General features: G+C 60.7%; 10 protein-coding genes and 1 other RNA gene. 10 read left to right on the forward strand and 1 reads right to left on the reverse strand.

Annotated elements, in window-relative coordinates:
* Window positions 1–54 precede the first annotated feature (54 nt).
* Window positions 55–166: antisense sRNA RprA (gene rprA / locus H7A77_RS21235), an RNA gene on the forward strand.
* Between the two features lie 109 nt (window positions 167–275).
* Here the strand turns inward: rprA and ppsA are convergent.
* Complete coding sequence (gene ppsA / locus H7A77_RS21240) at window positions 276–2,654, reverse strand: phosphoenolpyruvate synthase (protein ID WP_033642901.1); 2,379 nt, start codon at window positions 2,652–2,654, stop codon at window positions 276–278.
* 458 nt (window positions 2,655–3,112) lie between these two features.
* Between ppsA and H7A77_RS21245 the strand changes: the two genes are divergently transcribed.
* From H7A77_RS21245 to H7A77_RS21285, 9 genes are all read left to right on the forward strand, one after another.
* Window positions 3,113–3,973 (forward strand): pyruvate, water dikinase regulatory protein, encoded by an 861-nt coding sequence (locus tag H7A77_RS21245; protein WP_160880175.1) that lies wholly within the window; start codon window positions 3,113–3,115, stop codon window positions 3,971–3,973.
* A 196-nt stretch (window positions 3,974–4,169) separates the two neighbouring features.
* Window positions 4,170–5,216 carry a 3-deoxy-7-phosphoheptulonate synthase gene (locus tag H7A77_RS21250; RefSeq protein WP_033642899.1) on the forward strand — a complete coding sequence of 349 codons (1,047 nt, stop codon included), beginning with the start codon at window positions 4,170–4,172 and terminating at the stop codon, window positions 5,214–5,216.
* Between the two features lie 105 nt (window positions 5,217–5,321).
* Window positions 5,322–5,807 (forward strand): glutathione peroxidase, encoded by a 486-nt coding sequence (locus tag H7A77_RS21255; protein ID WP_182074609.1) that lies wholly within the window; start codon window positions 5,322–5,324, stop codon window positions 5,805–5,807.
* A gap of 172 nt (window positions 5,808–5,979) precedes the next feature.
* On the forward strand, window positions 5,980–6,162 hold the full coding sequence (gene hemP, locus H7A77_RS21260) for a hemin uptake protein HemP (protein WP_016927944.1): 183 nt from the start codon (window positions 5,980–5,982) through the stop codon (window positions 6,160–6,162).
* A gap of 94 nt (window positions 6,163–6,256) precedes the next feature.
* A complete protein-coding gene (locus H7A77_RS21265; protein WP_033642897.1) occupies window positions 6,257–8,341 on the forward strand; it encodes a TonB-dependent hemoglobin/transferrin/lactoferrin family receptor in 2,085 nt (694 codons plus the stop codon).
* A 66-nt stretch (window positions 8,342–8,407) separates the two neighbouring features.
* Complete coding sequence (locus tag H7A77_RS21270; protein WP_033652718.1) at window positions 8,408–9,445, forward strand: hemin-degrading factor; 1,038 nt, start codon at window positions 8,408–8,410, stop codon at window positions 9,443–9,445.
* Window positions 9,442–10,272 carry a hemin ABC transporter substrate-binding protein gene (locus H7A77_RS21275; protein WP_033642895.1) on the forward strand — a complete coding sequence of 277 codons (831 nt, stop codon included), beginning with the start codon at window positions 9,442–9,444 and terminating at the stop codon, window positions 10,270–10,272. The genes H7A77_RS21270 and H7A77_RS21275 overlap by 4 nt, the downstream gene beginning before the upstream one ends.
* Window positions 10,272–11,276, forward strand: a complete 1,005-nt coding sequence (locus H7A77_RS21280) for an iron ABC transporter permease (RefSeq protein ID WP_044031352.1) — start codon at window positions 10,272–10,274, stop codon at window positions 11,274–11,276. Before H7A77_RS21275 ends, H7A77_RS21280 begins: the two co-directional genes overlap by 1 nt.
* On the forward strand, window positions 11,269–12,054 hold the full coding sequence (locus H7A77_RS21285; RefSeq protein ID WP_047026206.1) for a heme ABC transporter ATP-binding protein: 786 nt from the start codon (window positions 11,269–11,271) through the stop codon (window positions 12,052–12,054). The genes H7A77_RS21280 and H7A77_RS21285 overlap by 8 nt, the downstream gene beginning before the upstream one ends.
* Window positions 12,055–12,387: the final 333 nt, after the last annotated feature.

Here is a 12,387-nt window from a genome sequence, read left to right on the forward strand (position 1 = left end):
ATTAGGATGATTCTTAATGACTAGTCGCGTTCAAATATCTAGTATTATGGCCATCTATTGCTTCAAATCACTGATTTTAAAGCAACCTTTCTTAACAATGTAATGCCATACATGTGAATTGCTGTGTGTAGTCTTTGCCCATCTCCTACGATGGGCTTTTTTTTATTCTTTTTTCGCCAAATTGATTATTTAACGCGCCGTTATTTACATTCAGAAATAAAAAGGCCGCAGCGTAAACTGCGGCCGGGTATTAATGCCTTAGCAACGCCGAAGCCTTATTTCTTTTTCGACAAGTTGATCCAGGTCTGCACTACGGTATCCGGATTGAGCGACAGGCTATCGATGCCCTGCTCCATCAACCACTCGGCGAAGTCTTCATGGTCGGACGGCCCCTGGCCGCAGATACCGACGTATTTGCCGTGGCGTTTGGCCGCCTGGATCGCCATCGACAGCAGCGCTTTCACCGCGTCGTTGCGTTCGTCGAACAGTTCTGACACCACGCCGGAGTCGCGATCCAACCCCAGCGCCAGCTGGGTCATGTCGTTGGAGCCGATGGAGAAGCCGTCGAAGTGCTCAAGGAACTGATCCGCGAGCAGCGCATTGGACGGGATCTCGCACATCATGATCACTTTCAGCCCGTTTTCGCCGCGTTTCAGCCCCTGACGCGCCAGCTCGGCCACCACCGCTTCCGCCTGCGCCACGGTGCGCACGAACGGCACCATGATTTCGACGTTGGTCAGCCCCATTTCGTTACGCACGCGTTTCACCGCTTCGCACTCCAGCGCGAAGCAATCGCGGAAGCTGTCGGCCACGTAGCGGCCGGCCCCGCGGAAGCCCAGCATCGGGTTCTCTTCGTGCGGTTCATACTTGTCGCCGCCCACCAGGTTGGCGTACTCGTTGGATTTGAAGTCGGACAGACGCACGATCACGCGCTTCGGCCAGAAGGCGGCGCCCAGCGTCGCGATCCCTTCGGTCAAACGACCGACGTAGAACTCGACCGGGTGGTCATAGCCCTGCATCAACGCGCGAATTTCGTTTTGCAACGCCGGCGTTTGCTGATCGAACTCCAGCAGCGCGCGCGGGTGCACGCCGATCATGCGGTTGATGATGAATTCCAGCCGCGCCAGGCCCACGCCTTCGTTCGGCAAACGCGCGAAGTCGAAAGCGCGATCCGGGTTGCCGACGTTCATCATGATCTTCAGCGGCAGATCCGGCAGTTCGGTCACTTCGGAGCTCTGCACGCTGAAGTCCAGCATGTCGCTGTAAACGAAGCCGGTGTCGCCTTCCGCACAGGATACGGTGACTTTCTGGCCGTCTTTCAGCACGTCGGTGGCGTGGCCACAGCCCACTACCGCCGGAATGCCCAGCTCACGGGCGATGATCGCCGCGTGGCAGGTGCGCCCGCCGCGGTTGGTGACGATCGCAGCGGCCTTCTTCATGATCGGCTCCCAGTCCGGGTCGGTCATGTCGGTCACGAGCACGTCGCCCGGCTGGATGCGATCCATTTCGCTGATATCGTGAATCACTTTCACCGGACCGGCGCCGATGCGATGACCGATGGCGCGGCCTTCCACCAGCACCGGGCTGGAGCCGTTCAGCTGATAGCGTTCCATGGTCTGTTCGTTGGAGCGAACGGTCTCCGGGCGCGCCTGCACGATCAGCAGTTTGCCGGTATGGCCGTCTTTCGCCCACTCGATATCCATCGGGCGGCCGTAATGTTTTTCGATCAGGATCGCTTGATGCGCCAGCGCCTGCACTTCGTCATCGGTCAGCGAGAACCGGCTGCGCTGCGCTTCCGGCACGTCTTCGATGCGCACCTGCTTGCCGTGATCCTGCGACGGCGCGTACACCATGCGGATTTTTTTCGAACCCAGGTTGCGGCGCACGATCGCCGGCTTGCCTTTTTGCAGCGTCGGCTTGTGCACATAGAACTCATCCGGGTTCACCGCGCCCTGCACCACCATCTCACCCAGACCGAAGGCGGAGGTGATGAACACCACCTGATCAAAGCCGGACTCGGTGTCGATGGTGAACATCACGCCCGAGGAGGCCAGATCGGAGCGCACCATGCGCTGTACGCCCGCCGACAGCGCGACGCCGCGGTGGTCGTAACCCTGGTGCACGCGATAAGAGATGGCGCGGTCATTGAACAGCGACGCGAACACGTGCTTGATCGCCACCATCACGGCGTCGATGCCCTGCACGTTGAGGAAGGTTTCCTGCTGGCCGGCGAAGGAAGCGTCCGGCATGTCTTCCGCCGTGGCGGAGGAGCGCACCGCAAAGGAGGCTTCCGGTTCGCCGTCGGCGAGCTGTTGGTAAGCCTGATGAATTTCACGCTCGAACTCGGCGTGGAACGGCGTGTCGATCACCCATTGGCGGATCTGGGCACCGGCCTTGGCCAGTTGTGCAACGTCGTCAACGTCAGTCTGATCCAGTAACTGATAGATGCGCTGGTTAACACCGCTTTGTTCGAGGAAATCGTTAAACGCCTGCGCGGTGGTGGCAAAACCGTTCGGCACGGCCACGCCCAAATCGGAAAGATTGGTGATCATTTCACCGAGGGAAGCGTTTTTGCCGCCGACACGGTCAACGTCGTGCATGCCAAGCTGGTTGTACCAAAGCACATTACGCAAGTCTGGGCCATTGTTGGACATCGAGACAATCCTTATTGCTATCAGTAGGGTAAAGACGGATTTAATTCGCTTGCTTTACGGCGCCGCTAAACGCGGAGCCGAATCAGACTAGCACACTGATCCGGGGAAAATGGAAAGGTGAATCGATCAACCCACTGAAGAAAGTGGTTTTTAAGAGAATGTCCTAACCGGCTGATTTGCCTGGGAACCGTTCCCAAACGCACGAAAAGCTTAGTTCTCAACAAATTACGTTCTTTTTAAACTTCTGTTTTAATGACCGCGCAAACGCTACCGTTTTTGGTGAAAATAACGGCAAACTCGCGCTTCAGGTGGAAAAGCGCCGCTGGGCCGCACTTTTTACGGCCGCTAATCGCGCTTTCCGCCCGCGCCGCCGCATGGCGGTTTATCGCCCCGTCGTCACAATTTTTTCTCTCGCCCCTTTACCGACGGATCGTCTGCGGCCCATGATATTGACAGTGATGACAGCAGGAACACCGTTTTCAGGTAAGGAGCCTCGGGTGGAAAGAAGCGTTTTTTATATTTCGGATGGTACGGCGATCACCGCCGAAGTGCTGGGACACGCGGTGCTGTCGCAGTTCCCGGTCACGGCGACCACCTATACCCTGCCGTTTGTCGAAACCGAGGCCCGCGCACGCGCAGTTCGCCAGCAAATCGATGATATTTACCATGAAACCGGCGTGCGCCCGTTAGTGTTTTACTCCATTATCTCGCCGGAAGTGCGCGATGTGATCGTCCAGAGCCAGGGCTTCTGCCAGGATATCGTGCAGGCGCTGGTCGGCCCGCTGCAGGGCGAGCTGGATGTGGAACCGACGCCGGTGCCGAACCGCACCCACGGCCTGACCGCCAGCAATCTCGGCAAGTACGACGCCCGCATCGCCGCCATCGACTATACCCTGGCGCACGATGACGGCATTTCGCTGCGCAACCTCGATCAGGCGCAGGTGATCCTGCTCGGCGTCTCGCGCTGCGGCAAAACCCCCACCAGCCTCTATCTGGCGATGCAGTTCGGCATCCGCGCCGCCAACTACCCGTTTATCGCCGACGATATGGACAATTTGCATCTGCCGGCCTCGCTGAAACCGTTTCAGCATAAATTATTCGGCCTGACCATCGATCCGGAGCGCCTGGCGGCGATCCGTGAAGAGCGGCGCGAAAACAGCCGTTACGCCTCCTTGCGCCAGTGCCGCATGGAAATCGCCGAGGTCGAGGCGCTGTTCCGCAAAAACCAGATCCGCTACCTCAACACCACCAACTATTCGGTCGAAGAGATCTCCACCAAAATCCTCGATATCCTCGGCATGAGCCGCCGCATGTTCTGATCTTTCCCCGCGGGGCCATCGCGCCCCGCCGCCTGCCGTTTATTTCAGCAGCAGCTGATTTTTTTGTGCTTTTTTTCGCGGCTTTGATCAACAGAACGCAATCTCTACGGTTGAATTCAGCGCTTTTTGCGTTATTGTGATCGCCATCACTTCCCGGCGCTCCTGCCGCAGAGAAGAACAGTTTCCAGGGAACAACATGCACAAAACAGATGAACTGCGGACCGCGCGCATCGACAGCCTCGTCACGCCGCAAGCGTTGGCGGATAAGCTGCCGATCTCGGCGGCCGTCGCCGATAACGTGACAGCGTCACGTAAACGCATTGAAAAAATCCTTACCGGTGAAGACCGCCGCCTGCTGGTGGTGATCGGCCCCTGCTCCATCCACGATCTCGACGCCGCCGTCGATTACGCCGGCCGGCTGAACGCCCTGCGCGAACGCTATCAGGATCGCCTGGAGATCGTGATGCGCACCTACTTCGAAAAACCGCGCACCGTTGTCGGCTGGAAAGGCCTGATCTCCGATCCGGCGCTGGACGGCACCTTCCAGGTCAACCGCGGCATCGAAATGGCGCGCCGCCTGCTGCTGGAGGTGAACCAGCTCGGCCTGCCGACCGCCACCGAATTCCTGGACATGGTCGTCGGCCAATACATCGCCGATCTGATCAGCTGGGGCGCCATCGGCGCGCGCACCACCGAAAGTCAGATCCACCGTGAAATGGCCTCGGCGCTCTCCTGCCCGGTCGGCTTCAAAAACGGCACCGACGGCAACACCCGCATCGCCATCGACGCCATTCGCGCGGCGCGTGCCGGGCACATGTTCCTGTCGCCGGACAAACATGGTCAGATGACCATCTACCAGACCAGCGGCAACCCGTACGGCCACATCATCATGCGCGGCGGCAAAACGCCGAACTACCACGCCAGCGATATCGCCGCCGCCTGTGACAGCCTGCGTGAATTCGATCTGCCGGAGCACCTGGTGATCGACTTCAGCCACGGCAACTGCCAGAAGATGCATCGCCGTCAGTTGGAAGTGGCCGACAATGTCTGCCAGCAGATCCGCGCCGGCTCTGCCGCCATCACCGGCGTGATGGCGGAAAGCTTCCTGGTGGAAGGCACGCAGAAAATCGTCGCCGGCCAGCCGCTGACCTATGGCCAGTCGATCACCGATCCTTGCCTGAGCTGGTCCGACAGCGAACAGCTGCTGGCGATGCTGGCGGATGCCATCGATAGCCGCTTCTAGCCTATCGCAGGCCGGGGCCACGCCCCGGCTTTATCTCCCCTGTTTCGCTCATCTATACTGATCGCAATCCTTTAACACCCGCCGCAACGCACTGGGAGCCCCGGCATGATTCACTCTCTGTTATCCATCCCCTGCGTCACGCTGCAGGGCGAGCAAAAAACGCTGGGCGATTTCCCGGCGCGCGCTTACCTGGTGGTCAACACCGCCAGCAAGTGCGGCTTCACCCCGCAATACCGCGGGCTGGAAAATTTGTGGCAATACTATCGCGAACGCGGGTTGATGGTGCTCGGCTTCCCTTGCAACCAGTTTGGTTCTCAGGAGCCGGGCAGTCCGCTTGAGATCGCCAATTTTTGCGGCCTCAACTACGGCGTCAGTTTCCCGCTGTTCAACAAAATAGAGGTCAACGGCCCCGGCGCCCATCCGCTGTTCAACGAACTGAAACGCCTGGCGCCCGGCATTCTGGGCAGCCGCCGCATCAAATGGAATTTCACCAAATTCCTGCTCACCGCCGATGGTCAACGTGTCACGCGCTTTGCGCCGATCACCAAACCTGAGCGTCTGTTCGACCGTATCGAAACCCTGCTGAAATAATCCCCTCTTTTTTACGGGCCGAGCGCGTTCGGCCCGTCGCCGGATGTCCGTTCGGCAAAAAGGTTCCATCGGTAAGAAAATTTTCCTTGATGTAACCTTTCCATCACATGATAATGATTCTCAATTTGATATTAATTACCATTTAATGGTCTGTTTTATAAGCACAAAGATGATGGATACTGCCAACACGCCAACTCCCGCCGCCGCGGCCCCGACCGAGCACAGCGCAAACGCGCCGCCCAGCTACGACAGCGCACAGCTGCTCGGCGCCGACGGCATCGCGTTCATTACCCATCAGGGCCAGCGCTATCAACTGCGGCAGACCAAGGCAGGGAAATTGATCCTGACCAAATAACCACAGAATCCTCAAACGCCAGCCACCCCGATCTTGTGATCCAGGCAGCCAGCAAATCTATTGATATGTTTCATTACATACGGAGAGTTGCACCATGCCTCTGACATTTTCCACCCGGCTGCGTTTTTCCGCGTTGAGTCTGGCGATTGCCTGCGCTCTGCCTACGGTGGCCTTGGCACAAAACACCAGCACGACACCCTCTTCCTCCCCCGCGACGCCGGCCAAAAAAGCCAAAGCCGCTGACGAAACCATGACCGTGGTCGCCACCGGCAATCAGCGCAGCAGCTTTGAAGCGCCGATGATGGTGACGGTCATCGAAGGCAGTTCGCCGGAAAGCCAAACTGCGGGGACCGCTGCCGATATGCTGCGCCGCGTGCCGGGTATTACCGTCACGGGCTCCGGCCGCAGCAATGGGCAGGATCTCATGATGCGCGGTTACGACCGACGCGGCGTGCTGACGCTGGTCGACGGCATCCGCCAGGGCACCGATACCGGCCATATTAACGGCACATTTTTAGATCCTGCGTTGGTGAAACGCATTGAAATCGTGCGCGGCCCTTCTGCCCTGCTGTACGGCAGCGGCGCGCTGGGTGGCGTAGTGTCTTATGAAACTGTCGACGCCGCCGACCTGCTGTTGCCAGGCCACGACAGCGGGTTCCGCGTCTACGGCACCGCCGGCAGCGGCGATCACAGCTTGGGCATGGGCGCCAGCGCCTACGGCAAGACCGATAACCTCGACGGCCTGCTGTCGTTCGGCACCCGCGACGTCGGCAATCTGCGCCAGGGCAATGGCTTCGATGCCCCCAACGACGAAACCATCAACAACGTGCTGGCCAAAGGCACCTGGAAGATCGACGACAACCAGTCGCTGGGCGGCAACCTTCGTTACTACAACAACAGCGCCCAAGAGCCGAAAAACCCACAAACGCCAGCCAGCTCCGCTGGAAACTTAATGACCGATCGTTCGACGATCCAACGCGACGCGGCTCTGAGTTACAAACTGAAGCCGGTCGGCCAGGATTGGCTGGATGCTGAAGCTAAAGTGTATTACTCGGACGTGAAAATTAACGCGCACGCCAGCGGCAGCGAAGATGAAGCGCGCAAACAAACCACTAAAGGCGCCAAACTCGAAAACCGCACACGCCTGTTTGCAGATACTTTCGCTTCGCACCTGTTGACCTACGGCACCGAGGCTTACAAACAGGAGCAAACGCCGGGCGGAGCGACCGAAAGTTTCCCGCACGCAAAAATCAACTTCGCTTCAGGCTGGCTGCAGGACGAAATCACGCTGCGCGATCTGCCCGTCACCCTGCTCGCCGGCACCCGCTATGACAATTACAAGGGCTCAAGTGACGGCTATGCCGATGTGGATGCGAACAAATGGTCCTCACGCGGCGCAGTCAGCATTACCCCCACCGACTGGCTGATGCTGTTCGGCTCCTATTCTCAGGCGTTCCGCGCACCGACGATGGGTGAGATGTACAACGACTCCAAACACTTCTCCATCCCAATGGGGCCTACCACCATCACCAACTATTGGGTGCCGAACCCTAATTTGAAACCGGAAACCAATGAAACTCAAGAGTATGGATTTGGTCTGCGTTTCGACGATCTGCTGCTCGCCGATGATAGCTTGCAGTTCAAAGCGAGCTATTTCGATACCAAAGCCAAGGATTACATCACAACCGACGTCACCATGGAGCTGGGACGCGGCCCGCGCGGCCCTTACTGCATCAGTTGCACCACCTTCTCGACCAATATCGATCGCGCAAAAATCTGGGGATGGGACGCTACGCTCAGCTATAAAACCTCTTGGTTCGGCTGGGATTTGGCTTATAACCGCACCCGCGGCAAAAATGAAGCGACCGGTGACTGGTTGAGCAGCATCAATCCGGACACCGTCACCAGCTCGCTGGATGTGCCGCTGGGCGAAACCGGTCTGTCCGCCGGTTGGGTCGCCACCTTCGCCGAACGCGCCACCCGCGTGCAGACGGGCACGCCGGAGCAAGGCGGCTACGGGGTTAACGACTTCTATCTGAGCTACAAAGGCCGCGACCGTCTGCAGGGCGTCACCACCACCGTGGTGCTGGGCAACGCCTTCGACAAAGAATATTACTCGCCGCAGGGCGTCCCGCAGGATGGCCGCAACGCCAAACTGCTGGTCAGCTACCAGTGGTGATCATTTGACTATCTGGCGGACATCCGGTGTGTCCGCCATTCGCATCACAGCGCAGGAGAATCCCGCATGAGCAACACCCTGTACGAACGTTACCAACAGGCTAAAATCGACCATCCCGGCAAATACGCCCGCGATCTGGCGGCGATCCTTGGCGTCAGCGAAGCAGAGCTGACGCACGCCCGCGTTGGCCACGACGCACGCCGCCTGCAGGCCGACGCCCGCACGTTGCTGACCGAACTCGAGCAAGTGGGCGTCACCAAGTCCATCACCCGCAACAGCTATGCGGTGCATGAGCAGATGGGCCGCTACCGCAACCAGCACCTCAACGGCCACGCCGGGCTGATCCTCAACCCGCGCGAGCTGGATCTGCGCCTGTTCCTCAACCACTGGACCAGCGTCTTCGCCATGAGCGAAACCAACAAGCGCGGCGTGCGCCACAGCATTCAGTTCTTTGACCCGCAGGGCGATGCGCTGCACAAGGTCTACACCACCGAGGAAACCGATCTGCCGGCCTGGATGGCGCTGGTGGAACGCCACCTGAGCGAAGAAAACCCGGCGCTGGCGCTGCAGCCCGTCGAGGCGGCCACCTCCGATGAAGCCACGCAGGATCAGGCCAAAATCGACGCTGAATGGCGCGCGATGACCGACGTGCACCAGTTCTTCCAGCTGCTGAGCCGCAATAAGCTGACGCGCCAGCAGGCCTTCCGCGCCGTCGGCGACGATCTGGCCTATCAGGTGGACAACAGCGCGCTGTCGCAACTGCTGGAGGCGGCGCAGCAACAGCAAAATGAGATCATGATCTTCGTCGGCAACCGTGGCTGCGTGCAGATTTTCACCGGCCAGATCGAACGCTTGATGCCGCAGGAAGGCTGGATCAACGTGTTCAACCGCCGCTTCACGCTGCACCTGATTGAAAACGCCATCGCCGAAAGCTGGATCACCCGCAAACCGACCAAAGACGGCATCGTCACCAGCCTGGAGCTGTTCGCCGCAGATGGCACGCAGATCGCGCAGCTGTATGGCCAGCGCACCGAAGGCCAACCGGAACAAACCCAGTGGCGCGAGCAGGTCGCCGCGCTCGCCGCCAAGGACATCGCCGCATGAAATCCTCCTTGATCCGCCGCCTGGCGTTGATGGTGACGCTGACGCTGCCGCTCACCGCCGCCGCCGCACAGCGCATCGTCTCGATCGGCGGCGACGTGACGGAAATCGCCTTTGCGCTCGGCGCCGGCGACGACGTGATCGCCCGCGACAGCACCAGCCTGCATCCGGAAGCGGTGAAAAAGCTGCCGGACGTCGGCTACATGCGCCAGCTGAACGCCGAAGGCATTCTGGCGCTGAAACCGACGCTGGTGCTGACGACCGAGCTGGCGCAGCCGGCGCTGGTGCTCAAACAACTGGCGGACAGCGGTGTCAAGGTCGTCAGCGTGCCGGGTGACACCACCCTGCAGGCGGTGCCGCAAAAAATCGCCGCGATCGCCGCCGCGCTGCAGCGTGATGAGCAAGGCAAGCAGTTGAGCGAGCGCTATCAACAGCAGCTGGCGGCGGTCGATACCACTCCGCTGCCGGTCAAGGTGCTGTTTGTGATGAGCCACGGCGGCATTACGCCGATGGCGGCCGGGCAACACACCGCCGCCGACGCGGTGATCGCCGCCGCCGGACTGAAAAACGCCATGCAGGGTTTTGACCGCTACCGTCCGCTGTCGCAGGAAGGCGTCATCGCCAGCGCGCCGGATCTGTTGCTGGTCACCACCGACGGCGTACGCACCCTCGGCGGCGAACAGCAACTGTGGACGTTGCCGGGTCTGGCGTTGACGCCGGCAGGCAAGCAGCGTCGCGTGCTGATCGTCGATGACATGGCGCTGCTGGGCTTCGGTCTGGAAACGCCGGCGGCGCTGGCCAAACTGCGCCACGCGGCGGAGCAAAAGTAATGCGCTGTCGCACCTCGCCTCAGTTAGCCATCATCGGCCTGCTGGTGCTGCTGACGCTGCTGGCGCTGGTCGCCGCTAACCTGGGCGCGCTGACGCTGTCGTTTGGCACCCTGTGGCGCGAACCCTTTAGCGACGCCGCCTGGCACATCTGGCTCAACATTCGTCTGCCGCGCGTGCTGTTGGCGGTGGTGATCGGCTGTGCGCTGGCGGTATCCGGCGCGGTAATGCAGGGGCTGTTCCGCAACCCGCTGGCGGATCCGAGCCTGCTGGGCATCAGCAGCGGCGGCGCGCTGTTTGTCGCGCTGTTCATCGTGATGCCGCTGGCGTTGCCGGTGACGATCGCGTTGTATGGCCACATGCTGGCGGCGTTCCTCGGCAGCCTGCTGGTATCGCTGCTGATCTACGGCATCAGCCGCAGCGGGCACGGCAATCTGTCGCGGCTGCTGCTGGCGGGCATCGCGATCAACGCCCTGTGCATGGCGGCCATCGGCGTGCTCTCCTACATCAGCAGCGATCAACAGCTGCGCCAATTCTCGCTGTGGATGATGGGCAGCCTCAGCCAGTCGCAATGGCCGACGCTGGCCGTTTCCGCCTCGCTGATCCTGCCCACGGCGTTGCTGACGCTGCTGCAGGCGCGTCGTCTGAACCTGTTACAGCTGGGGGACGAAGAGGCACACTACCTCGGGGTGAACGTTCAGCGCGCCAAGCTGCAGCTGCTGCTGTTGAGCGCCCTGTTGATCGGCGCGGCGGTGGCGATGAGCGGCGTGATCGGCTTCGTCGGTCTGGTGGTGCCGCATCTGGTGCGCATGCGCCTCGGCGGGGATCACCGCTGGCTGCTGCCCTGCTCTGCTCTGGGCGGCGCCTGCCTGCTACTGGTCAGCGACACGCTGGCGCGCACGCTGGTGGCGCCGGCCGAAATGCCGGTGGGATTGATGACCAGCCTGATCGGCGGCCCTTACTTCTTGTGGCTGGTGATGCGCCAGCGGGAGCGAACCGGTGGATAACGTCGCCAACCTCACGGCCCGGGAGCTGCGCTACAGCCTCGGTACGCGCCGCTTGATCAACGATGTTTCGCTCAGCCTCGCCGGCGGTGAAATGGTGGCGATTATCGGCCCTAACGGCGCCGGCAAATCGACGCTGCTGCGTTTGCTGACCGGCTATTTGACGCCGGACTGCGGCGAATGCCGGCTGCTTGGCCGCCCGCTGGAACACTGGGCGCCGCAGCAGTTGGCCAAAGTCCGAGCCGTGATGCGTCAATACAGCGATCTGGCGTTTCCCTTCAGCGTGGAAGAAGTGGTCAGCATGGGACGCGCGCCGCACGGCAAACGCGACGAGCACCAGGCGATCCAACAGGTGATGGCGCAGACCGATTGCCTGGCGCTGGCGCAGCGCGACTATCGTCAGCTGTCCGGCGGCGAACAGCAGCGGGTGCAACTGGCGCGGGTATTGGCGCAGCTGTGGCAGCCGCAGCCGTCCCCCGCCTGGCTGTTCCTCGACGAGCCGACTTCGGCGCTGGATCTTTACCACCAGCAGCATACCCTGCGCCTGCTGCGCTCGTTGACGCGCCAACAGCCGCTGGGCGTCTGCTGTGTGCTGCACGATCTCAATCTGGCGGCGCTGTACGCCGACCGCATCCTGCTGTTGCATCAGGGGCGTCTGGTGGCGAGCGGCACACCGCAGGAAGTGTTGCAGACGGAAATCCTCACCCGCTGGTACCAGGCCGATCTCGGCGTGATTCATCATCCCGAAGTGTCGTTGCCGCAGGTCTATCTGCGCCAATGAAACGTTCAAGGGCGCCATGAGGCGTAATGCCGCTCAGTTAATCCTGAGTGGCATTTTTTTATCCAGCCTCTGGGCGTTCTGTGCAGGGGAATTGCCGTAAATGTCCCGCATTTCTCTGTGGCCAACATGAACGGCAATTGGAGGGGCCGATGGCGCGGCCCCTCCACCCGCGCCTTTGCTTAACACCGTCTGTCCGCTATGCGGATACCCTCGCCGCGTCTGCGTTGTCGGGCGGGTCGGCTGCGACAAACGTCCCTGTTAGTCTCGCCTCAACCGGCCTTCCCTGGCCGGTTGCCCCTGACAACGCCGTCTTGCTCGGCAGCCGGTGATGCG

The organism is Serratia sp. ME47 (assembly GCF_903970925.1).
In the GTDB taxonomy this organism is placed as follows: Bacteria; Pseudomonadota; Gammaproteobacteria; order Enterobacterales; family Enterobacteriaceae; genus Serratia; species Serratia ureilytica.

What these genes read in the sequence shown, in the direction of transcription:
- ppsA (WP_033642901.1), bottom strand. Translation starts at nt 2,654, where the DNA reads ATGTCCAACAATGGCCCAGACTTGCGTAATGTGCTTTGGTACAACCAG.
- H7A77_RS21245 (WP_160880175.1), top strand. Translation starts at nt 3,113, where the DNA reads ATGACAGCAGGAACACCGTTTTCAGGTAAGGAGCCTCGGGTGGAAAGA.
- H7A77_RS21250 (WP_033642899.1), top strand. Translation starts at nt 4,170, where the DNA reads ATGCACAAAACAGATGAACTGCGGACCGCGCGCATCGACAGCCTCGTC.
- H7A77_RS21255 (WP_182074609.1), top strand. Translation starts at nt 5,322, where the DNA reads ATGATTCACTCTCTGTTATCCATCCCCTGCGTCACGCTGCAGGGCGAG.
- hemP (WP_016927944.1), top strand. Translation starts at nt 5,980, where the DNA reads ATGGATACTGCCAACACGCCAACTCCCGCCGCCGCGGCCCCGACCGAG.
- H7A77_RS21265 (WP_033642897.1), top strand. Translation starts at nt 6,257, where the DNA reads ATGCCTCTGACATTTTCCACCCGGCTGCGTTTTTCCGCGTTGAGTCTG.
- H7A77_RS21270 (WP_033652718.1), top strand. Translation starts at nt 8,408, where the DNA reads ATGAGCAACACCCTGTACGAACGTTACCAACAGGCTAAAATCGACCAT.
- H7A77_RS21275 (WP_033642895.1), top strand. Translation starts at nt 9,442, where the DNA reads ATGAAATCCTCCTTGATCCGCCGCCTGGCGTTGATGGTGACGCTGACG.
- H7A77_RS21280 (WP_044031352.1), top strand. Translation starts at nt 10,272, where the DNA reads ATGCGCTGTCGCACCTCGCCTCAGTTAGCCATCATCGGCCTGCTGGTG.